The 23,527-nt window shown below is 52.5% G+C and carries 17 protein-coding genes; 5 read left to right on the forward strand and 12 right to left on the reverse strand.

The window, feature by feature from the left end; genetic code table 11:
- Positions 1-4: 4 nt before the first annotated feature.
- From B5D63_RS24005 to B5D63_RS24060, 11 genes are all read right to left on the reverse strand, one after another.
- The gene (locus B5D63_RS24005; protein ID WP_078671417.1) at positions 5-3,415 is read right to left on the reverse strand and encodes a SusC/RagA family TonB-linked outer membrane protein; all 3,411 of its coding nucleotides are present in this window, start codon (positions 3,413-3,415) and stop codon (positions 5-7) included.
- Positions 3,416-3,634: 219 nt separating this feature from the next.
- A complete protein-coding gene (locus B5D63_RS24010; RefSeq protein WP_078671418.1) occupies positions 3,635-4,612 on the reverse strand; it encodes a FecR domain-containing protein in 978 nt (325 codons plus the stop codon).
- Between the two features lie 109 nt (positions 4,613-4,721).
- Complete coding sequence (locus B5D63_RS24015; protein ID WP_078671419.1) at positions 4,722-5,321, reverse strand: RNA polymerase sigma-70 factor; 600 nt, start codon at positions 5,319-5,321, stop codon at positions 4,722-4,724.
- A gap of 69 nt (positions 5,322-5,390) precedes the next feature.
- Positions 5,391-6,842 (reverse strand): flavin-dependent monooxygenase QhpG, encoded by a 1,452-nt coding sequence (gene qhpG, locus B5D63_RS24020; RefSeq protein ID WP_078671420.1) that lies wholly within the window; start codon positions 6,840-6,842, stop codon positions 5,391-5,393.
- 18 nt (positions 6,843-6,860) lie between these two features.
- The gene (locus B5D63_RS24025; RefSeq protein WP_078671421.1) at positions 6,861-8,228 is read right to left on the reverse strand and encodes a radical SAM/SPASM domain-containing protein; all 1,368 of its coding nucleotides are present in this window, start codon (positions 8,226-8,228) and stop codon (positions 6,861-6,863) included.
- 6 nt (positions 8,229-8,234) lie between these two features.
- Positions 8,235-10,514: a hypothetical protein gene (locus B5D63_RS24030; protein WP_078671422.1), complete on the reverse strand. Its 2,280-nt coding sequence runs from the start codon at positions 10,512-10,514 to the stop codon at positions 8,235-8,237.
- A gap of 22 nt (positions 10,515-10,536) precedes the next feature.
- Positions 10,537-12,039 carry a ferritin-like domain-containing protein gene (locus tag B5D63_RS24035; RefSeq protein ID WP_078671423.1) on the reverse strand — a complete coding sequence of 501 codons (1,503 nt, stop codon included), beginning with the start codon at positions 12,037-12,039 and terminating at the stop codon, positions 10,537-10,539.
- 506 nt (positions 12,040-12,545) lie between these two features.
- Complete coding sequence (locus B5D63_RS24040; RefSeq protein ID WP_078671424.1) at positions 12,546-13,997, reverse strand: NAD(P)/FAD-dependent oxidoreductase; 1,452 nt, start codon at positions 13,995-13,997, stop codon at positions 12,546-12,548.
- Between the two features lie 358 nt (positions 13,998-14,355).
- Entirely contained in the window at positions 14,356-15,828 is a 1,473-nt protein-coding gene (locus tag B5D63_RS24050) for a M12 family metallopeptidase (RefSeq protein ID WP_078671426.1), read from the reverse strand.
- Between the two features lie 118 nt (positions 15,829-15,946).
- The gene (locus B5D63_RS24055; RefSeq protein ID WP_078671427.1) at positions 15,947-17,137 is read right to left on the reverse strand and encodes an MFS transporter; all 1,191 of its coding nucleotides are present in this window, start codon (positions 17,135-17,137) and stop codon (positions 15,947-15,949) included.
- A gap of 61 nt (positions 17,138-17,198) precedes the next feature.
- Positions 17,199-18,056: a helix-turn-helix domain-containing protein gene (locus B5D63_RS24060; RefSeq protein WP_159456138.1), complete on the reverse strand. Its 858-nt coding sequence runs from the start codon at positions 18,054-18,056 to the stop codon at positions 17,199-17,201.
- A 63-nt stretch (positions 18,057-18,119) separates the two neighbouring features.
- Here B5D63_RS24060 and B5D63_RS24065 point away from each other — a divergent pair, with 63 nt between their 5' ends.
- The 3 genes from B5D63_RS24065 to B5D63_RS24075 all read left to right on the forward strand — a co-directional run bounded on the left by B5D63_RS24065 (position 18,120) and on the right by B5D63_RS24075 (position 19,715).
- Positions 18,120-18,440, forward strand: coding sequence for a TfoX/Sxy family protein (locus tag B5D63_RS24065; protein WP_078671429.1), 321 nt, complete (start codon positions 18,120-18,122; stop codon positions 18,438-18,440).
- Between the two features lie 15 nt (positions 18,441-18,455).
- Entirely contained in the window at positions 18,456-19,331 is an 876-nt protein-coding gene (locus B5D63_RS24070; RefSeq protein WP_078671430.1) for a DUF72 domain-containing protein, read from the forward strand.
- A 90-nt stretch (positions 19,332-19,421) separates the two neighbouring features.
- Positions 19,422-19,715 carry a hypothetical protein gene (locus B5D63_RS24075; RefSeq protein ID WP_078671431.1) on the forward strand — a complete coding sequence of 98 codons (294 nt, stop codon included), beginning with the start codon at positions 19,422-19,424 and terminating at the stop codon, positions 19,713-19,715.
- A 67-nt stretch (positions 19,716-19,782) separates the two neighbouring features.
- Here the strand turns inward: B5D63_RS24075 and B5D63_RS24080 are convergent, their stop codons facing one another.
- Positions 19,783-20,115: a magnetosome magnetite crystal formation protein family gene (locus tag B5D63_RS24080; protein ID WP_078671432.1), complete on the reverse strand. Its 333-nt coding sequence runs from the start codon at positions 20,113-20,115 to the stop codon at positions 19,783-19,785.
- 210 nt (positions 20,116-20,325) lie between these two features.
- Here B5D63_RS24080 and B5D63_RS24085 point away from each other — a divergent pair, with 210 nt between their 5' ends.
- Both B5D63_RS24085 and B5D63_RS24090 read left to right on the forward strand, forming a co-directional pair.
- Positions 20,326-22,194 (forward strand): tetratricopeptide repeat protein, encoded by a 1,869-nt coding sequence (locus B5D63_RS24085; protein ID WP_078671433.1) that lies wholly within the window; start codon positions 20,326-20,328, stop codon positions 22,192-22,194.
- A gap of 86 nt (positions 22,195-22,280) precedes the next feature.
- Positions 22,281-23,522: an MFS transporter gene (locus tag B5D63_RS24090; RefSeq protein WP_078671434.1), complete on the forward strand. Its 1,242-nt coding sequence runs from the start codon at positions 22,281-22,283 to the stop codon at positions 23,520-23,522.
- Positions 23,523-23,527: the final 5 nt, after the last annotated feature.

The raw sequence follows: 23,527 nt of genomic DNA on the forward strand, positions 1-23,527 counted from the left end.
CGTTTTATTTGAAACTGGCGCGGATACCGAAGTTGTAAGTGGTGGTGTTGGGATAGGCGGTACCTCTGCCGTCGCCCAGCTCCGGGTCCCATATTTTCCAGGGGGAGATGGTAAAGAGGTTGGTACCGTTTACATAGGCCCGCAGCGTTTTAAGGCCGTATTTCTGCAGCTTTCGCATACCAAAGGTATATCCCAGCTCCGCGCTTTTAAGACGGATATAATCCGCCCGTTTGAGCCACCAGGTGCTCGCATAATAATTGGTGGTGATGTCCTGTCGGGTTGACATACGTGGATAGAAAGGCTTGCTGTTGGGGTTGTCCGGCGTCCAGCGGTCGGTGGCTATCGTATAGAGGTTACCGATAGTAGGGCCTTCGTAGAACGGGTTGGTGCCATGCCCGCCGCTGTACATGAAGTCTACCATGGCGACGCCCTGGAAGAAAAGGCTCAGGTCAAATCCTTTGGCGCCAACGCTGAAGTTGAGGCCGTATACAATGCGGGGCACCGGGCCGTAGCCGATGGCCTGCTGATCGTAACTGTTGATGATACCATCGCCGTTCAGGTCCTGGTACTTGATGTCGCCGGGCCGTACGTCGCCGGACTGCCGGGGAGATTTGGCAATATCGGCGGAATCGGAAAAGAGGCCCAGCGCTACATAACCGAAACGCTGATCGATGGTGTGCCCGGTACGGTTCAGCCAGGGATACTGCCACGGTGGAAGGCCATCATACACGTTTTTGTTGATGTTGAAGTTGAAGTTGCCCCTGAAGGCCACCCAGTAATTTTTTGAAAATGTTTTGTTGTATTCTGCCGTGATATCGATACCCTTATTTTCCGTGATGCCGATGTTGCGGTAAGGGATGTTATCCGTCGTATAGCCGGAAGAGTAGGGGATGTCGTACTGGCGCAGCAGGATACCGGTCCTTCTTTCTTTAAACAATTCCACGATTAAAGACAGCTCATCTTTAAATGCTTTTATTTCGATACCCAGGTTCTGGCGTTTGCCTGTCTCCCAGCTTACTTCTGAACCGATCTGGTCTTCTTCCATGCCCCAGAAAGAGGTGGTGTTGCCTGGTACGCCGAAGGTGTAACCCAGGTCGCCATTGTTTTTTATCCTTGTCAGGAAGAGGAAACGGGAGCCGGTGTTGCTGTTGCCGGACAAGCCATAGGTGTACCGTACTTTGAAATAGGAGAGCACATTGCTCAGTGGCTCAAAGAAATGTTCGTTGGATATTACCCAGCCTGCGCCAAAGGAAGGAAACAAGCCATACCGTTTCCTGGGGGTGAAGTTCTCTGAACCGTTATACCCGAAATTGGCTTCTGCAAAGTAACGGCTCTTGTAGCCATAGGTCGCCCTGCCGCTCAGGCCCCTTACGCGGAAAGGGATGGAGCTGATGAGATCACCGGCGTCGCCGTCGATGTAATCGGACTGGTTATACAGCAAAAGTCCGGATACGTCGTGGTCGCCGAATTTACGGGCGTAGTTCAGGGCCGTTTCGGTATAGAACCGGCGATCGCCGCCTCTGGACACCTCAAAGCCCAGCACGTTGGAGCCGGGGTCCACCACACGGGTCAGCAGGTTACCGGCGGAGTCGCGGCCGGTAGCATAGTAAGTCTGTACTTCTCTTTTCCTGTTCAGATTATTCCAGCTGTAAGAGTCAAAGGCAAACATGCTGGTGGCAGAGAGTCCCTTCAGGATAAAATCCAGCTGCTGCCGTACACGGATGTTGGAACGGATGTTATTGCGGTATTCTGTGGCATAGCCCGATTGTGTCAGGTTACGGTAAGGGCTGGGGTAACTGCCGCCGGGTATTTTAGGCCATTGTCCGTTGGAATACTGCGGCGGTATCAGGTGGGGCGGCACCTGTGTGGCCAGGTTAAATAAGGCGCCGGTGCCGATACCGGGATAGTTGCTGTTGATAATGTATCCATTGACACCCAGTTCCAGCTTGGTGGTTTTGGTGATACTGGCGTCTACGTTGGTGGTGAAATTGTAGCGGTCCAGCTTGATGGAAGAGTTATAGGATTGCAGGTTGTCCCTTTTCAGCATGCCGACTTCTGAATAATATCCCGCCGAAATATAGTATGTCGCGAATTCGGAGCCGCCACGCACGTTCAGGTTGGCCCTTCTGTTCTGGCCGTACTGATTAAAGAGCGTTTTAAACCAGTCCACATTCGGATAGAGGTCAGGATCTTCTCCGCTGATATGTTGCTGTATTCTTTCTTCTGTGTAGAGGGGTGTCCGGCCGCGCATTTCCAGCCCTTCGTTGTACAGGCGCATGAAGGTAGGTGCATCCACAAATTTAGGCAGCTGGGTAAATTTAGTGATGGCCTGGTTCAGCTCTATATTGATCTGCGGTTTGCCTGGCTTGCCGGTTTTTGTGTTGACGAGGATAACGCCGTTGGCGCCACGGGTGCCATAAACAGCGGTGGCAGACGCATCTTTTAAGACGGTGAAACTTTCCACGTCTTCCGGGTCGAGGTCGTTGATGCTGCGGTCCGGTACGCCGTCTACGATGATGAGCGGGCCACGTGGGCTGGAGCCGAAGGTGGAGATGCCCCTGATCCAGATGTCGGAGCCGTCATAGCCGGGCTCACCGCTGCGCTGAACGGCCACAATGCCTGCCAGCCGGCCGCCCAGCGCATTGGTGAGGCTTCTCACCGGCAGCTTCAGCTCTTCCGGTTTGATGGTGGACTGTGCGCCCACCAGGCTGATTTTTTTCTGTGCGCCAAAGCCTACCACCACTACTTCATTGAGGCCGCCCTGCTTTGCCAGCATTTCGATGTTGATGTCTAAGCGGTTGCGGACGCTGATCTGCTGCGTTTGGTAACCGATGTAGGAAAACTCCAGGGTGTCGGTTGGCTCTGCGTCCAGCTCGTAAAAACCTTTATCGTTCGTAGTGGTACCCACGGTCGTTTTGATGACTTTCACGGTCACGCCTACCAGCGGTGAGCCGAGTTTGTCTTTTACATTGCCGGAAACGTGGATTTTAGCGGCAGGTTTTGTGACGGGGGCCGGACGCGGCTCGGCCGGCGTGATGATGTATTGTGAGGGACCGGTCATGTTAAGGGTGAGGCCATAGGACTGTAATATTTTCTGCAGCGACGCGATAGCGGCAGACGCCCCGTTGTTCAGCAGGTTGTCGGGCACAAAAATGTTCTTTGCATATTTTTCGTTCATGGCTATACGCAGCTGATATTTGGTATATACTTTTTCCAGCGCGTTTGATAGCGAGAGTACCTGCCGGGCAGGACTGGTATCGATATTACCGGATTTCCGGTATTGGTGTTGTGGTAACGGTGACGACTGTACGCCAGCCACCGCGTCCTGCGCCTGTGTGACAGATGAGGTGATGCCGAGCAACAGGCACAGGCCGGCTATTCCCTTCAGGCAAAGCCGTAGAGATCCAAATTTCATAACGGATAAAATTTTGGTTAAAGACTACATAAAGCAATATGTGGAGGATTGTCTGCTACGGGGCCGTGGTGCCCGGAGAGAGAATCCTTTCCATTAGAAAAACAAAGTCACTGTTCCCGCAGGCTACGCTGCGGCGATCGGGATTTCCGGATATTTTTTTTCTGGTTAAAAAATGATGTTGTTAACGTTGATGTTTGTTCTGAAAAATCTGGGACGTGCTTATTTTGGTTGAATAATAATCCGGTGACCATCTTTCCTGACATCAGCTTCCAACATGCCTGAAAGCGATTGGCACAGGCTCTGTGCATCTGTTATCAGCATGCGGCCGCTGATGCTGGTGGTCCGGAATTTCTGCGGTTGCAATATGGTGACTTCATACCCGTAGTTGGCCTCCAGCAGCTCTTTCAGCTCTGCTACGGAGGTGTTCTCAAATTTGTAATCGCCATCCTTCCAGGCGGCGAACAACTGTGCATTGACGCTGTCTATCCGGAGGGTGTTACTGACTACCGTTGCTCTCTGTCCGGGCCGCACCAGCATTTCCTGCTCATGCGCACTGGCTTTTACCATCCCGGTATTTACTATTACGTTGGTGTTGTGTTGATCATCGTTCACTGTAAATGATGTACCTAATACCACTACGCTGATGCCAGGCGTATGTATCCTGAACGGCGTCGCCGTATTTTTTACAACTTCGAAATAGCCACTGCCTTCCAGCCACAATTCCCGCAGCCCGTCTTTTACATTGCGGTAACGTAGCTGGCCGCCCGGTTTGATCCATACGCGTGTGCTGTCGGGCAGCACCATATGCTGTACCGTCGCTTTCTGCGATACGAGTGTCAGCAAGGGTTCTTCGCGGGGCGATGGCTGCAATACGTAGGCGGCGATACCTCCGCCAATGACCAGTACCAGCACCGCTGCGGCGTATTTCAACCAGGAGAGGCGCCGCAGGGGGACAGGCTCCGCTGCGGCCTGCAGCTGCCCGGCAATCTGCTGCCATCGTTCGTCCGTTTCCTCGCGGGTAACTGCCGATACGCGCTGCTGGTCCAGGATGTCTTTCACCTGAAAGTAGCGCTCACGGTTGGCGGGAGCGGCGTCCAGCCAGGCGGCTACTTCAGCGGTTTCGGCAGGACTGGCCTGACCGTCAATAAATTTTATTAATAGCGTATAATCCAACGGGTTAGTATTATTAGGTGCCATTTCATATTATTTAGACGAGAAAGGGATAGGAACTACGTACCGGTTTTGAAAAAAAATTTTCGTACGCGTCCGGAAAAAGGGAAAATGGAAAATATAATATATATCCGCGTTAAAAAAGCATCATGACAGAGAGGAAAATGTTGGTTTTGCGTATGAGTCCGCGTAGTTGTTTGATCGCTTTATACAGCTGTGTTTCCACGGTACGCGTGGAAATGCCCATGGTGGCTGATATTTCGCCGGTTTTAAGGCCCTGTTGGTACCGCAGTTTAACTACCTCCCGGCATTTGGGTGGCAGCGCTTCTATAGCCTGCCAGACGCTGGCGGCCAGGTTATCTTGTTGGATCAGGCTTTGCCGGGGACCATCGGGACTGAAATAGTCCATTTCCGCTTCGGCGAGTCCCGGAAGGGTGGTGTTGATATAACGCTGATGGACAGCTTCCCGCCGGATATGATCGAGGCAACCGTTGTGCACGCTGCGGAAGAGATACGCTTTGATGCTGGTGTCGATGTTCAGGGAAAGCCTTTTTTTATAGAGTTGAATGAAAACGTCCTGTATGATGTCTTCTGCCGTCTCGCGCGTCACATATTTACAGGCATAAGCACGCAACAGGGCGTAACACGCTTTAAAGATTGGTTCAAGCGCTGCTGCATCCTGCGGTGCCGGTGTGCCGGTCTGGCGTGTTTCATCTACAGGTTCCCCATAACTCATCAAAGGTAATTTGAACAATTATCCAAGATAATGACAATAATAATAAAAACAAACAGGGGAATGCATCATTTAACCTTCGCAGAGGAGCTCCTTGTCCCATAGCTGCAACATCACAGGGACGGCCGTTTCAGCGGGGAGGAACTGCTGCCATCGTAAGATCAGTTGTCCAAACGTTTCGCTTTCCTGCGCAATGTGCATTAACGGAAGGATGTCGTGGTTGCCGAGGAAAGCCACTTCCCGCGCAAGATTGGGGTGTTGCAGGGCGGTTTTGTATTCCGCGCAGTCATTGATGACGCAGATGGTTTTTTTGTAGGAAATAGCAGGGGAGAGATACAGTTTTTTATGCCACAGCTGTTGCAGGGTATCGTGAATATTGATTTTTTTTTCGGGAGATGATACCGGCGGCTGATAGCTGGCCAGCGACTGCCCCACTTGCGCGGTAAAAGGCGATAAAGTCTCTGCTGTGGCGGGAAGCGTGGCGCGTGTTTTCCAAAAAGGATGAACGCCGGCCGGCCAGGCTTCTGCATAGTACCGGCTGGTCCATTGCATATGATGGGCGACGGAATCGGCCAGGCGGTTTTCAAAAAATTCCTGTGCGATGGCCGGTGTGTTTTTTTGAAAGATGGTATGTATGGCAATAACGGCCTGTAAAGACATGCGCATCGCTTTTTCCACGCCGGTGGAGGAAAGCGGGTCGATCGCGAACGCAGCCTCCCCTAGTTGGATACGGTTGTTGTACCACGGTAGCTGGTGTACATAACTGAATACATTACAACTCTGCGGTGATGACAGTGCCCCGGCTTTTAATGCCGGCCGGAAGAGTTGCGCGCTGCTAAGCAGCTGCTGATAGCTATCGTGAAATGATGATTGTTTGACAAATTGCGGATCTGTGAATGCCAGTATTCTGTACTGACCGTCATGTAGTGGCGAGCCCCACAGCCATCCGTCCGGTACGGCTTCCACACAAGTAGCCCGTGGCATCACCTGCGCGCTGGTGTAGGACCATATACCCACCATCGGCGGGGCTGTCTGCCATCGTTGTGACTGCCTGATACCTTTTCTGCCGCGGGCATCCAGCAGAAACGAACAAGACAGTGTTTGCGCACCCTCCGGCTGCCGGATGGTAACGTGCCAGTGATGCCCGTCGTAGGTGCTGCGTTCATATTTTGCCGGTTGATATAGTACCAGTCCCCGTGCTACCGCCAGGTCCAGTAATCCTTTGTCCAGCAGGCTGCGGTCTGTCATTAAGCCGTGACCACGCGGTGGTGTGTCTGCATGCTGCGTTTGCCAGATCACCTGCGCGGGCAACTGCTGCAGGCAGTGGTCTTCCTGCAGCAGGGATGCGGCGTCAATGTAATCAAATATATTCCGGATGCCGGGTGACAGCGACTCACCGATTTGTGACCGCGGAAATGCTTCGCATTCCGCCATGGCTACCCGATACCCCAGTGAGAGCAGGCGCAGCGCAGCGCAGGTCCCTGCAGGGCCTGCGCCTGCAATAAGGATGTCGTATGTGTCCATGCGAATAAAAAAAAGTAGTTATTGATACCATTGCGGCGCCATCCGGTTGATTCTTTCGTGTGCCTGTATAGTATAATGCAGCCATCCCCGGATATAGTCGCAGGCATGCCGCCCTTTTTCCAGTACTTCGTGATGGCAACCGCCGCCACAGAGGTATTGCGCCCAGCAGTTGTTACAGGGCGATTGTTGATGTACGTGGCGGGAGGCCAGCCAGTTGTTCTGAAGATCGGCATCTACGCCCTCATAGATATTTCCCATACTGCCGGCAGTTTCATTCACAAAACGATGACAGGCATACAGGCCACCGTCGGCCGATACGCCCATATACCCGGCGCCTGCGCCGCAGGGGTAGGGGCGGTGCGTGCCTTTGGCAATTTCTTTCAGCGCGTTGATCATATTGAGGAAAGGGAAACGTTTGCCCTGGATAATATGTTGTTCAAACAACAGCCCGCAGGCGATCATCTCTTCCAGCATTTTTTCGAGGTCCCGGCGGGTCATCTCATCGCGCCCGTTGGAAGAACGCAGCAGGGGAGAAAATCCTACGCTGTGAAAACCCATGCTGATGAATGCCTGTAAGGTGTCGGTCAGTTGTTGCTGTGCAGGCGTTACCGTTACCCGTGCGGATACCTGCATCTGTCGCTGTTGTGTTAGTAACGGCTGAATTTTTTCCAGGATACGCTCGTAAGACCCGGCGCCGTTTTTCATAGGGCGCTGCCGGTCATGCTGTTCTCCGATACCATCGAGACTGATTGTTACTGCGAAACCGTGTTCTTCAAAAAAGGTTGCGTCGTCCGGTTTCAGTAAGGTACCGTTGGTAGTCAATGAGAAGTTTACCTGCACGTCTTTTGTTGCTGCAACGGCAAGAGCGTATAGCGTGGCTTCCCGCAACGATTTCCGGTTGATCAGCGGTTCGCCGCCGAGGAAAGTCACCTGCACCTTATCGCCGGGCGTACAATCTTTCAGTAACAGGTCTATGGATTGCCGGGCGGTGGCCATGTCCATATTTTTCGCCGGACCGCCGAAATCGCCCTGGTCAGCATAACAGTAAGTGCAGCCCATATTGCACTTCTGGGCGATGGCCAGCGAGAGGGCATGTACCCGCGGACTTTTTAAGGGGATGTCGTCGATGAACGGCGTCGTGTCGATACCCATGGCCACCAGCTCCTGCCGGATGGCGGCTTCGTTCTTCCGGGCGATCAGGTGGCGGAAGCGTTGCTCCGCTTCCGGGCCGAGCTTATGCAGCCTGCTGCCGTTGGTGACCAGCAGTTGTGTCCTGCCACCGCCGGATACGAGGTGTACCTGAGAAGAGCCAGGCATGGACTGCCTGGCTATCTGTGACGTTAATTGTGTAGCGATGGTATATAAGGAGGAATGATCTAACATCATGTGGACCTATAAGTTATTAATAGTAGTGTCGCCGTTGCTGGTGAGGGCATCGTTTCCTTTAACGATGAAGTTGAGTTCTCCTTCCCAGTTCTGGAACAGATCATTATAGGAAGCGAGCCGCGTGTCCACCCGGTTGTCGGGGACATATTCACCCGTACGTTGTTTGGACAGCCACATGTCGCCTTTACTGAGCCCGTTCTCCCCGGGTTCCACGTTTACGTAGTCCGGACGGGTAGCTGCCCAGTAGTAGCAGGCGCATTCGCGGTAGTCATTCTGCCACGGGGAACAGAGGCTGCGGGTAAGAAAACCATCGCTCACCAGGTGTGGATCTATTTCGCCGCCCGTGGTGCCTTTGCTGGTGAAGAAATTGGCCATGGTGGTGGCGTATGAAGGATAGGTACTGCCTTTCAGGTCATTTTCCGTTACCAGCACAGGAAAGGTAGCTTTTTCTTTGGTGAACTGCAGATGTACGGTGGCTCCCGGTTGTATGCCCAGTGAGGCGATGAGGTTAGACCATTCCATGAATACAGCGCCGTTGGGGTTGTCGCTGGTGGCCAGCGGCACGTTGTCGCCGCCGGGGAACACAGGGCCCTCTGCGGCTACCATGGTCGGTTTGCCGTTGATACCAATGAGCCGGTGGCCGGTCATGTCTACGTTACTGACTTTTCCACTGATGACGTAGTTGTCATTTTCACTCATCACCAGCCCGGTGAAAACGTTCACCCAGATATTCCGGAAGTCTGATTCCAGACCGGGGAAACAATTGGAAATAGCGGCTCTTGAAATAACGCTGTAGGGGTTGCCCGGAGAGCGGTAATTGAGTTGAGCGATATAGTCGTCTTTATGAATGGTGCCGGTAGCCGGAGCGGGCGGATCGGTGGTGTTATCATTGAAGAGTGCATTGGCGGCGGCCTGTATAACGGTATTGATCATACGCCAGGTGAGCGTTAGTGCGCGTCCGTCGGCGCCGCGCATCAGTCCCGGCATTTTGCGTCTTTCCTTGTCGGACACGTCCCCGATTTTATCTGGCCGGCGCAGTGCATCGGCAAACCATGCGGCCATGCCGGTGCTCAGTCCGTTGAACACTCTTTCGTGCAACATACGCAGCGCCAGGTTATCTACCAGCGAATCGGCCATGATAGGCTCATACAGCCGTCCGAGGTCGTTGGTGTCCTGCCGCACCATGGTGCTGGCCACATTCCATCTGCCGTTGATAGGATTGCCATTCATCACGCTGGTGTTCATCAGCACGATGGATTCCAGCGCGCGGCGTACAATTTCCTCCGCTTCCTCTATCGGCACGGCATCTTGCCGGTCGGGCCCGAGGTATACCTGTTCCAGTTCATCGGCGATGGTACGTACAGGAAGGATATCGGGCGCGAATGCCGGTGGGCCGGCGCAGATGGTGGCCCGGGCCACCAGCGGACTGGCGCTGTTGATGTCCAGTTCCACGTAGCCGTCACACTCATCGTCGATATAGCCCCAGCTGTATTGGTTGCCTTTATCGTCTGAGTAACCGGCGAAGATCTGTGCAGGCATGGTGTAATTGGGATTAAAATCCGGCCCTTCCACGTATTTGGCCCAGGGTTTACTGGGGTCGTAGATCACCTGTGTTTTGGGGTCCGTGATGTTAGGGTCTTTTGTGGCCGTCTGTCCGTAGGCTTTGACGCTGTCCACAGCGCATCCGTATACTTTTCCGGGGCCGGGCGTATAACGCAGCCTTATCTGGGGAAAGTCTGTGGTAGGCTGAATAAACTGGACGGTGCCCAGTGGCAGGGATTGACCTGAGATGAAATTATTACAATGACCGATCACCGGTTTCGGGGTGTAATCACCGCCTTTGATGTCTACGGTGGCGTGGATAGCATCATTGGGATCTCCCGTTCTGCGTTGTATTTTAAGGTTGCCGAGCCTTATTTTCCAGACAAAATCATTGATTTTGATATTGGCGTCGTCCAGCATTTTCTGCGTTAGCGGCACCAGTACGTCCGGTTTGTCGGTAGTAAGGGCGAAAACTTCGAGGAAAGGGGCTACCGGCCGTATTTTCCCCGTTTTATCGGTAATGGTGGTGACGTTGTCTTTAAAGATAACCGACGGGGGAGCGGCGCCCACGCTGATTTTACCGGTAGACGGGTCCACGTCGTAGGAGGGCTGCGGTACCATTTGCCGGAAGCCCACCGGTTTGTCTGCGGCTATCTGCAGATCATAAGGTGTTTGAGGTACAGATGAAGATCCCAGCCGGGCAATGGCAAAGGGGGGTAATATCCTGATAGCAGTGATAGACATGTTCATGATTTTGGGTGAGAGATTAGGCGTTCACGGCGAGCATATCCTGGATGATCTGTTCCAGTTTGGTGTCCGCTTCTTTCAGCGAGTACAGGTAACGATGGTGGCCGATGTCGCTGTCGCTCAGCATGGCATCGATCAGTTTGCCGGAAGCCTGTAGCAGATCGGCATGTACCCTCCAGCGGTTATGCTCGCCGGCAGGTAGCTCCATCGTGTACGGGATGAGAAAGGGTGGTCCCGCCAGTTTATTGTTGGAGCCGGTTTTAAGAGGCAGCTTCACCATCTCGGAGGCGATGGCCCGCAGGTTGTACATCTCACCGAAGGTGGAGTTAATAATCAGTCCCCTGGGAGTAATAGCGCCGGCTACATTGAGTCCGTCTACCAGTACAAAGCTGTGGGTGAGGAAGTTCAGCAGCATACGGTAGCGGAGGTTGAACAGATGGCCCCACTGCTGCGCGGTAGAATTGGTGATCGGATCTCTCGGATCGCTGTTGTCCTTCTGGCCTTCGGAAGGAGAGGCGTTAGGGTCTTGCACGTCTTCCTGTATGTAGGGATTGACGGCCAGCGGGCGGGAGAAAGGCACGCCTGTCATGCCCCGCATTTCTGTGTAAATGGAAAGAAACCGTTCAAAGTGGGAAGGCATGTCGGTGTTGGCTTTGGTATTGTCTTCCCCTTGTTCGGCTATAGCGTTGAGGGCATTGTAGGCGTCGTCGCGACTGGCCAGCGGCATCACCAGCACATCCGGGCTGCCCGGTTGGCTGCCGCCTTTTGTGTTACCTCTGGCGCCACCTTTATATCCGCGGCCCCATTCGTCGAACTTCGCCTGGAAAGGATAAGTATTCGCCTGGAACACTTCATCGCCGATCACCTTCGGGTCCTTTATCAGTTGCAGCAATACAGAGAACAAGGCGCCGACGGTATTTGGATTGGACACATCAGCGTTCACCGTGGCCACAATCTCTTTTGCAATAGGATCTTCGCTTGTCAGGAACGACTCCGGGGCTTCTGCATACACATACTTGGCCAGCGACGCGAGGCTCAGCGGCTCCAGTTTGAAAGGGAACGGGTAGAACGGCGTATCCCACGGATAGTCCTGTCTTTCGAAATGCAGCGGCGCTCCGATCAGCTTCAGTACATTCTGTACAGATACGAAATGCCCCATCTCTTCTTTGGCAATACCCAGGATCATTTCCTGCCATTTGCTGACGGTGGCCTGGTTGCCTTCCGGCACCTGCGGCCCGCCCAGGCTGTAAGCGGCGTAGAGGTATTGGATCATCAGCCCGTGTTCAATCTCTGCATCGATGTGCAACAGGAAAGTAACATAATCCTTGCCGTTGAATTCAGGAGGGATGACAATCTGTGCGGCTTCAGATATAACAGCTTCTTCTGTTCCTTCTGTGATAAATGTTTGGAGTCCTTCTTTACCGCCAATAATATTTTCTTGTCGTGGAGGTACTTCCCGGCGATTTAATGCGCGGGCGCGCGAAAAAACAGGACCCAAAAAACGCTTGTAGTTCGGTTGCATGAGGGTTTTGGATTATGGTTATAATAAAAAAGACTGGAATCTCTTTTGAAGGAAATGGTCATTCAGAGGTCACCACTGGTTACTGTCAGATAAAATAACTTCTTTTTTGTCAAACAGAAAAAAATTTTTACCTGTAATGCGCCGGGAATTTTCCCGGGTCCTGTTCTGATCAACACGCTACAAAGTCTGTTTAACCCCGGTAGAAAACAGCCGGCAGTTGGTAGTTTTGATACATAAAACATCATCCTGCAGCAGTGTTGGTTGCATGAATTCAGGTGCTTTTTTTTGTACGGCATTCAGCTTGGACGCTATTGGCTGATGTACCGGGAGAGAAAGAAACCGGCTTCATCGATCACGAGGCTGCAAAGGACGAAGAAGAAATTACATTGATACCGTACGGATGCACGAATCTGCGGATATCGCAGGTGGGTCAATAAACCGGGGCGATGCCCATAAAAAAGACGTCTCAGCCAATTGTGGGACGTCTTTTTTATGATGTCCTGCTACTACTTTTGCAATACCTGCAATGGAATAAACAACTCGTCTTCATAATCCGGGATATCGGGACAACGATCGTCCTGCCAATGTGCGACATCCGTTGCTGTCCCGGCCCGTATCAGCGCTTCCAGCGGCCCCGTCAGCCCCGCTTCCTGCAGCATCTCAAACATAGGGCGGTTGATAAGTTCGTGCGGAGATAGAAAAGAGGTCTTCACCAGCCATACCAGTCCGAACAATGCCGGCTGATGTAGGTTGACGGCGAACTGCATCGCCTGTTCCATAAAAACATGAGCGAATTCCAGCCCTTTCTGTGGGGTGATATATTTGTGCTGTACTTCAGGATGACCATGGTCTGCCACGGCATTCATCCACCATGCCGGTTCTACAATGCGGGCGGCAGCTTTCAGAAAGTCTCTTCCAAAAGAAACGTCCAAAGCAGGGCGCTGTTGCAGCATTGTTTGCAACAATGCCGCCTGCATGGCCGCGATAGTCATTCCGGTACCATGGATAGGGTCAAAAGTGCAGAAGGCGTCGCCGATGGCCAGCAGCCCGCCGGGCCATGATTCCATCTTTTCATAATGCCGCAGGGTGACGTCTTTGATGCGGTAACCGCGTGGTGCTTCCAGCGGTGTTACCTGTTGGAGCACTTCCTGTAGTGGAGGGATATTCAGCAGCTGCAGCACCGTTTCAAAGCCGTCGCTGTCTGTAGGCGGATATTGCCCGCCGATGTTCCCCAGGATGACTTCGAGTACATTGTTTTCCATGAATGATACCACACAGGTGGGCACCTCGGGCTGCTCGGGGTTTTCGATATGTAACAGGCTCCAGGGAACGGTCGGCGAAGCGGGGAAAGCGTAATGCCGCGTACTATACCCCAGAAGGGTGGTCAGTATTTCCGGTTCAGGAATCGTATAGCCCTGCCTGTTAAGCCACTCACCCAGATGGGAATGGAAGCCGGTTGCCACCACCACCATATCTGCATGTAGTTGTATTGTTTCATTCCCGCGCGTGGCGGTAACGCCATATACCTTGTTGTGGACTTTATCTGTCAGCAGGTCGTTGACCGTTGTTGCGGGAAGTAATTGTATCGTTTCTTTTTTCAGTACCCGTGACCGGATATGCCATTCGAGGAAAGCGCGGCTGCAGGCCGCTTCGTTGGAGGGTTCGGGAATGTGCAGGTCGCCGAAAGGGTAGGAGAACCAGATCTCTTTGCCGAGGCTGGAAGCAGCACCGTTTTGCAGCAGTTCGTCGTTTAGGCCGGGAAACAGCTGCTCCAGGATCATGCGTCCCCGGGGTGTAAGGTGATGCGGATGATATGCCTGCGGCGTGCCGGACCGTGTTACCGGTCCGGCTGGCAGTACGTCTCTTTCAATAATCAATATCTCCGGACAGTAATCCGCCAGCACGTGGGCTGCAGTTAATCCGGCTATACCTCCTCCGATGATGATTACTTTTTGCATAGCGTCTTTTTAGGACTAAGCTCATCTTTTCGGCTGCCTGTCTGTGGTATTGGCGGGATTAACTTTTATACCAGCGGGATTTTTGTTGGATGTGAAAGTTTTAGTGGGCCAGCTCCTGACACGGAAAAATACAATGCGGCTTTGTTCTCCTCTCCCTTAATATTCCGCTTGGAACGGTTGCTGGCATGTATCCACAGTTCCCATAACGAATTGCCGCTCATGGCGGAACCCTTGGAAACATTATACGAAAGTTTGTCCTTGCGGAAAAGGCAGGAAGGCATTGTCGCGCTGATAAAGGACCAGCTGGAGGGTGACCTCGGAAAGCAGGAAAAGCCGCCCCATAGGGACGGCCCTGCATTTATATCTCCAGCAACTGCCGGATAAACCAGCTATAGTCGCTGGTGCTGTGACCAAAGAAATACTGCTGATAGCCGCTTACATACGGAAATTGTACCTGGTAGCCTTTGTCCCACCGGCCGGCCTGCACCAGCACGCCCATCGTGCCGTCGGGATTCAGCTGGCGGATAAACCAGTTTTTGGATGCCATGTTTTGGCCGTAGAAGTATTGTACGCCTCCGAGGGAATACGGGAATTGCGTTTCATACGCTTCCGCCCAGGTGCCTGATGAGAGTTGTTGACCCATTTTTCCTTCCGGCAGCAGTTCCTGGATGAACCATGTTTTTTTAGTCATATTCTGGCCGTAGTAGAATACCCGGCTGCCGATCGTATAGGAGAACTGCACTTCGTAGGGGTTGCCCCATGTGCCGTTAGCCGTTTCCTTTCCCATTTTTCCCGCCGGCAGCAGTTCCTGGAGGAACCAGTACCTGGTGCTGGTGTTCTGGCCGTAGAAGAACACCCGGCCACCAATGGTGTAGGGGAACTGTACCTGGTAAGGGTGTTTCCAGGTGCCGGTGTCAGTGGTATTGCCTACTAGTCCGCCTGGCAACAACTCCTGGATGAACCAGTTGTTTTTTTCGAGGTTCTGGCCATAATAAAATACCCGGTCGCCGACGGTAAAAGGAAACTGTACTTCATAGGGGTTGTACCAGGTGCCCTTGGCGGTTATTTTACCTAAGGAGCCGTCGGGCAACAGCTCCTGTATATACCAGGCTTTGGATGCGGGGTTGTGCTGGAAGGCATAAGTCTGGCCGGCGATGACGAATGCAAATTCTACCGGGTATGGATTTTTCCATTTGCCACTGGCGGTCTGCGGCCCCATAGGTACACGTTGCTGTTGATATAAAGCCAGCATCCCGTTCGGGCTTTTATCGTCGTCAGACAATACGGTGTATCCCTGGTTGTCGCCGGCGCCCAGTTTGATGCTGTTGTCCTGCCGCCACAGCATGGTCCATACCTGCTGGTCGGCCGGATAACCGCCCCAGCCGGTCGCCGGAGCTGGGTAGTGCATTACCGACAGACGGTCATAGGCGGTGAGGTTGTTGCTGAAACGGTCTTTCACAAATTGTGTGTTGGACTGGCCACCATCGATATACTGCCACTGCATATCGATATGATCATCGCGGTCACTTCTGGAATGCTCATGTGCCAGACCGATCACGTGCCCCAGTTCATGCAGGGCCAGATCATGCTGGCTGATACCAACGACCTGTTTACCGCCTTTCATACCAATACTGCTCTCGTCAGTGGTAGCCGCCTGCTGGATGTACAGGTAGTTGGGCTCGTCGGTCCGTTGTACGAAAGTGACGCCGGCAGCCGTTTCCCACTGGTTCATCGCTGCGATGACTTCCTGTTGATAAGGGTATCCGTTTTCGAAGGTGAAAGGAATGGTGCGGTAAGCCCATAACGATACATTTGAGGGTGTAACTGACATGTGATATTTTTTAAAGTGAAAGAATAGGGTATCCGGTTTAGGTGTTTTGAGCAGTTATAAAGTTAGGATGACTAAATATATCTATAAAACGGGAAAATCCCCGGGTATGGCCCCGGGGCTATTGTTCTTTTCCGATCATGATCAGCAGCAATGCCAGCGCCGCACTTACGGCGCCGAAGAGATAGACCGCCTGGTAGCCGAAGCTGCTGGCGATCAGGCCGGCAACGGGCCCGGTGATGCCCAGGGCCAGGTCGGTAAAGGCGGTATAGGCGCCCATTGCACTGCCGCGTATTTCCGGGGACACCTTTTTAACGGCTTCTACGCCCAGGGCAGGGAATATCAGGGAGAAACCGGCGCCGGTGAGGGCACAGCCCACCAGGGCCACAGCAGGGGTGCCCGCGCTGCAAAGGATCAACAGGCCCGCGATCTCAATCACGACAGATATAACAGCAATAAGGTAACCGCCGTATTTGTCGGCAGAGGAGGCGAAGAACAAACGTACAAGAGTATACGTAGCAGCGAAGATACTCAGCGCCCAGGCAGCGCCGCTCCATTGGTTGGCCGTAAACATCAGCGCCACAAAAGAGGAGATGCAGCCAAAACCTGTCACCGACAGGGCAAGGGAAATACCCTGCCTGGAAATCAGGGATACTACCTTGTAGAAGGGTACGCCTGACTTTTTACCGCCGGGCGTTATTTCCGGGCATTTTAAAACAGGAAGGCTGCCGAGTACGGGTAACAGGATGATCAGCACGAACGCGGCCACTATGCCCATATGCTGCAGCACAAAATTACCGATGGGCGCTCCCAGGCCGATACCGGCATACAGAGAGATGCCCACCCAGGCCATGAGCTTACCCGCTCTGCCAGGACCTGCCAACCCAATGCCCAGCGTCAGCGCCCCGGTGATAAGGAAACTCTCTCCAATGCCGTGTAATATCCTGGCGGCGAGCAGCAGGCCCAGTGAAAGCATGGGCGGAAGACCGGTGATAGCCGAGCACACATAAACCAAACCAGCTACGGCGGTGGTGAGGATACCGCGTATTACACCAGAACGGGGGCCGCGGGTATCGGTATGGGTACCGGCATACATACGGGTGATCAGGGCGGTGGCGTTGGCCAGGCCAAGCACTACGCCTACCATCACATTGCCATATCCGAGTTGTTCGTGTACCAGTGCCGGCAATACCGCGTAAGAAACGCCAATCGTCAGGAAAATAGATAGTACGGAAAGTACTACCGGGGTAACAAGAGCACTAAAGCTTGCTGAGGGGCTTGTTCCAATATCGTGTTTAATAATTACACCCATAATTTTTTAGTTTATTATGAATGCAAAGCTAGTACGGGAGACCGGGGCCGGTGTTGACTGTTTAATGGGCATTCTTGGACAATTCATGGTTTTGTGTCCTGAATGCCAATGGTGTAACGCCGGTATGTTTTTTAAAAAGACGGGAGAAATAAGCGGCATCCTCGTAGCCCAGTTCAAAAGCGATCTGCCGGGCGTCGAGCCGCGTATAATATAACAGTCGCCGTGCTTCGAGCAGCACTTCTTCCACAATCCAGTGGCTGGCAGGGTATCCGGTGGTGGCTTTCACACACTCGTTCAGGTAGAGCGGCGTGATATGCAGTAACTGCGCATATTGCTGCACCTGCTTCACCTCGCGGTATTTCTTTTTCACCAGCTTCCTGAATTTTACCGTGATCGTCTTCCGTTGGTTATGCGCGGGGGTATGGGATAAATCATGCTGCAGCGCTTCTGAGGCAAACAACGCCAGTATGGCTTCCGACAGCGAGGAGACTACCTGTTTTTTTAAAGGATGACCGGGAGCATTCAGCACCTGCTGCAACAGCGGCATACTGTTAAAAGCAGCATGCGCCGGTGTAAGGGGAAATTGCTGTTGCGCCCGGAGATGGTTTTCAAAGATGTCGCGGTACTTTCCGCCAACAATCCCCGCATCGGCAAAGAAGAACCAGCCGTCACTGTTGTTGTGCCGGATATAACGGTGTACCTGCCCCGGCATAATGAAACAGAGCGCCGGCGCTTTGACATGCCATTCGGAAAAATCAATTTCCAGCAAAAACTCTCCCCGTTCCAGCACGAGAAATACATAGTGTCCGTCGCGGTGAATATGCCGTATGCTTTCATGCACGTACGTGCCCTGCTTCAGCTCCACGCCGAATTCCTGCAGCTCTTTACCATGGAGCGGAATAGGGGAATTGGATTTCATGCGTTCATTTTTGTAATTTAGTACGCTGCTAAGGTAACGATTGTTCATCCTAAATAAACGTATATGGCTTACAGTGAGCAACTGGCCGTAAAGCTCCGCAAGGCGCTGGAACAGGTAACTGCCGTAGAAGAGAAAAAGATGTTCGGCGGACTGGCATTCATGGTCAACGGTAAGATGTGCCTCACCGCAGGAGCAGACCGGATCATGTGCCGCATCGACCCGGCGCTGCATGAGGCGTCCATTGCCAGAAAGGGTTGCTCCACCGTCATCATGGGCGGTAAGGAGTACAAAGGATATGTACATGTGGCGGCGGACAGCCTGCGCTCTAAGGCCGACTGGGACCATTGGGTGACGCTGGCGCTGAATTTTAACAAGACACTGTAAAAAGAAAGAGAAAGCATGGATTTTGGCGCGAACTGGCAAATGTATGATCGGTTGGACCTGAGCCTGCCGGCCGATGCGTGGCCTACAGAAGCGGTATTGAATGGCGCTGCCGGAAATAGCGTGCTGAGGGTAGGTACCTCCGGCTGGAGCCGCAAGGAATATGCCGGCACTTTGTACAACAAAGGTATCAAAGACCCGCTGGCAGAATACAGCCGGCTCTTTAACTGTGTGGAGCTGAACGCCACACACTATAAAATCTATAGCCCCGACGATATCCGTAAATGGACAGAAAAGACCAAAGGACGTGATTTCCGTTTTTGTCCGAAAGTACCGCAGTCTATCAGTCACCATAGCTCTTTACTGAACGCCGGTACAGAAACGGCAGCTTTCCTGGAGAGCATAAGGGTTTTTGAGACGCAACTGGGACCGGTATTTCTGCAACTCAGCGAATATTTTTCGCCGGTGCGCAAACTCAATCTCTATAAATACCTGGAACAGCTGCCGCAGGACATCCGCTTTTTTGTGGAGATACGGCACCCCGACTGGTTCGAAAAAAACGCGGAGCGGGAAGAGTTCTTTCGCATCCTCCACCAGCTGGGCATCGGCGTGGTAATGACAGATACGCCCGGCAGACGGGATTGCCTGCACATGGCGCATACCATCCCGCACCTGTTTCTCCGGTTCGTGACCCAAGGCGGGCATCCGTTGGACCTTACCCGGCTGCAGGCTTGGAAGAAACGGCTGGATATATGGAAAGGGCAGGGGCTTCAGGACCTGTATTTTTTTCTGCATGTACACGACGGGAAATACGAGGCGGATTTTTACCAGGAAGTACGTACAGTATTCGGACTGGCCGGACAGCCCCAACAAACCCAGATGACGCTTTTTTAAGCAACCGCAACAATAGTGGCTATAACGTACGGATAACATTTGCTCCGCTTAAAAAGTGCGAAATTACAGCATAACCAAACCCCAAATGTTATGCGTACCCTACTCAAAGTCGTGATGGAGGTAACAGCATCCAATGCTGCCATCAAGAATGCCAGGCTCCCCGAAATTATCAAAGCCACTGTCGACAAACTGAAACCGGAAGCGTGCTTTTTCCTTGCCACGGAAGGCTGCCGCACCGGCATGTTTGTCTTTGATCTGAAAGATCCTGCTGAAATCCCGGGCATCGCCGAACCGTTTTTTATGGAGCTGAATGCTAAACTCGAATTTCAACCGGTGATGAACCTGGAGGATCTGAAGAAAGGATTGGCCGCCATCGGTCAATAAATGAATGCCCTTCCTGAGAAAGCATTAAAAAACAGCCAGTGTGAAACAGATCACACTGGCTGTTTTTTTAAGACAGGAAACTGAACTTCTCTTCAAAAAATTTCCCGATACCGGGAACGGGGCTGGTCGATTCATTGGAAGCGGCGATAATGCCGAAAATCATCAGGATCAATGGAAGAAGGCCGGCGACAGAAAGTATTCTGGCCAGGGAAGGGATAACCATACCAATGATGGTCAGGGCTACGGACAACACAACGGAGAAAATAATAATACCTAATGCCTGCTCAAGATGATATTTCACCAACGGGCTTTTTTCATCGCCGTTTTTATACTGGAAGTAGGCAATCAGCCATCCTATCAATGTGATGTAGCTGATGATGGCAATCGTCTTTTTTGTCATAATGCTTCGGTTTTTAGTACAGGGCAAAAGTAGGCCGCAGCGGCACCGTTCACCTAATTTTGCCCTACTACACAGCAACTACGGGTAGTCATCATCACTGTCTACAAAGCGTCTACAAATTTTGTTTTATATTGATTTTAAGTTTTTTATATAGATTTTGTGAATTTAATGTATTGTAGACCATTTCCAGAGAACCATTATTTTTGCAACATGAGGATACGCCACTGGTTCATTATTCTGTATCTGACAGGATGTCTGTTGCCCGCAAAAAAAGGAACAGCTCAGCGCCTGCTGATCGATTCCCTCCGGCATGAGCAGACGAAAGACAGTCGCCCGGAAAGCCGTATCATGACCACCGCCCGCCTGGCACGGGCCCTCTTTTATAAAGACATCCGGGAAGCCATTCAACTGGAGCAGCAGGCGCTGATGGAAGCTGCTCCCCTGAAGGACGGGCAGTACAAAGCCTTCACCTTCGCCACGCTGGCCTATCTGTACCCCGAAGTGAGAGACTATACGGCCATGTATGCGGCCATCGACAGTGCTGTATGGTATGCGGCCCATACACAGGACAAAGTGATAAAGGGGTTTGTGTACCTCCGGAAGGGGATCCTTGCCTTTTCGGCGGAGAAATACGACGAAGCCATGAGCAGCCTGCTGGAATCGCTCCGCTACCTCGAAGGAGAGGAAGCATGGCATTACGAGAACCTGGCCTACTACTACATTGCCGGCACCTACTGGGCCAATCATGACCGGGACAACTACAACCGGTATGCCCGCCTGAGCTGGCAGACAGCCCTCAAAAGCAAAAATCCGGACGACATCTGCCGGGCCTACCAATCCCTGGGCAGCACCTTTCTCGAACGTTATCGCACTGACAGCAGTCAGCGTGTGTTCCTCGACTCTGCGCTGTATTACAACGGCCTTAGCATCGGGGTGGCTGAACAACAGAGGGACCGGCTCGTATTTCGCAACACCGCCGCCGTGGCGGCGCTCAATAACGGTGACATCTACTTTGAATTTTATCCCGCCGCCCGTCGCGACAGCGCCGAAAAATATATCTATCTCGCCCTCAGCATCGCCCGCGAGGTACGGTATCCCGAAGTGGTGGCCAACAGTTATGGCCTCCTGAGCGAGTACGCTATCCGCGAAGGACGTTATGATGAAGCCGAGAAAATACTGCTCATGGGGCTTGCAAGGGCGGAAGAAGACTCCACCACGGCCGATTTTACCAAAGCACGGCTGTTTACCGCCCTGGCCGGTATTGCGGAAAAAAGCGGTAACCCCGCCAAAGCGCTGCGGTATTACAAAGACTATGTGCGCTATGATAAAGCCTACTTTGATGCTGGCAAACTAAATTCCATCCGAAAGCTGGAAGCCCAATACCAGTCAGATAAAAAGGAACAGGCCCTGGCGGCCATGGAAGAACGCGCCGCCTTCAACCGAAAACTCAATTTCTTCTACGCCTGCCTCATCGTCGCCAGCCTGCTGGCGCTCATATTCCTGTTCCGCTCTTACCATTTCCGGCTCAAAGCTTCCATGCGCCAGCAACAATTGCTCACCAAAGAAAAAGAAGATGCCGCCACGCAGGCCGACCTGCAAGCCCGCCTGCAGCAAGAGGAAGCGGCAAGGCTGCTGGCAGAGCAACAACTCATGCAGGAACGCCAGGACCGCCTCGAGAAAGAGCTGCTCGCCGGCACGCTGCGTTCTCAGGAGAAAAGCGGCCTGCTGCTAACGTTGCGGGATAAACTGAGTAAAGAGTCCGGCAACGTGCTCAAACAAATGGACCGGGTCATCCATGAAGACAAACGGCTGGACGAAGACTTCGAAATATTAAAATCCGATTTCACGGAAATACGGCCGGAGTTCGTAGCACGGCTGCAGCAACACGCACAGAACACACTCACCCGCCTCGACCTTAAATACTGTGCTTATATCTTAATGGGCTTATCTGGAAAAGAAATCGCTGCCCGCCTGCATGTAGCGCCAAAGAGTATCCGCATGGCACGCTATCGGCTCAAACAGAAGCTGGGACTGCAAAAGGAAGATAATCTCGACGGCTTCGTCCGCGGCCTTGCATAACTTCAAACTTTTATGATATTACTGTGTCAATACTCACCGTGCTAAGACCTAATTTTGCAGCGAATTGAATCATCAGCCTCTGTAAAATGACTACCAGCACTGTTAAACGCATCAAAGAGGGTAATGTCGGAATAGCCACCGTGCTTGCTTTTGCCATGATACCCATGTCGGGATTCGCTACCGACATTTATATCCCTTCCCTGCCCGGCATGACGACCGCACTGGGCATTTCCAGCAGCCAGGCCCAGTTAACGCTTAGCTTATTCCTGATCAGCTACGGCGTATCCCAGCTGTTTATCGGCGGATTGCTCGACAGCTACGGCCGCTACAGGATCGCACTGGTATCCATGTTGCTTTTCTGTATTTCCTGTGGTATCATCGCCAATACCCATAATTTATACGTGGTATATGCTATGCGGATTGTGCATGGCATCACCATTGCCGCCATGGTGGTGAGTAAAAGGGCGCTCTTCATTGATCTCTACTCCGGCGAAAAATTAAAACACTACCTGAGCTTCTTTACCATCATATGGTCCACCGGGCCCATCATCGCACCTTTCATCGGTGGTTATCTGGAAGAGACTTTTGGTTGGGAATCCAATTTTTACTTCCTCGGAGGATATGCTGCCCTGTTGCTGATACTGGAAGTGTTTTTCAGCGGAGAAACGATCAAAAGCACCACGCCGTTCCATCCGGCAAGGATTGTCTCCATTTACTATGAGATGTTGCGCACCAGCAGTTTTACGCTGGGTATCGGTATGCTGGGACTGGCATACACCATGGTGATGACCTACAATATGTCCGGCCCCTTTATTATTGAACATTATTTTAATCTGTCGCCGGTCGTAACGGGCTACTGCTCCCTCTTCCTCGGCTTTGCCTGGATGGTGGGTGGTTTCATTGGCAAAGGCACCGTTAATAGACCATTTGTACGGAAAATGAATATAAATATCTTGTTTCAGCTCGCGTTCGCGCTGACCTTGTTGGTTACTTTCCTGTTGTTCAACCAACTTTGGACGGTGCTCGTGTTTGCCTTCCTGGTACATGTGGGCGCCGGTTTTACCTATACCAACTACTTTACTTACTGTCTGCAACGATTCCCTAAAAATGCCGGTATCGCCGGCGGCCTTACCGGTGGCCTTGTTTATGTGATCGTATCCCTGCTCAGCGCCGGCATCACGTACGTGTTGCCCGCAAAAGACGGTCAGAACCTGTCTTTCAGCTATATGGCGCTTATCGTGACCAGCGGACTGGTAATGTACCGCGTACTGGTGGTGAACAGGCAGGAAGCCGCTGCGGTGGAACAGGAGAAGATGCAGACTGTGTAATGCCC

The organism is Chitinophaga eiseniae, from assembly GCF_900167135.1.
In the GTDB taxonomy this organism is placed as follows: Bacteria; Bacteroidota; Bacteroidia; order Chitinophagales; family Chitinophagaceae; genus Chitinophaga; species Chitinophaga eiseniae.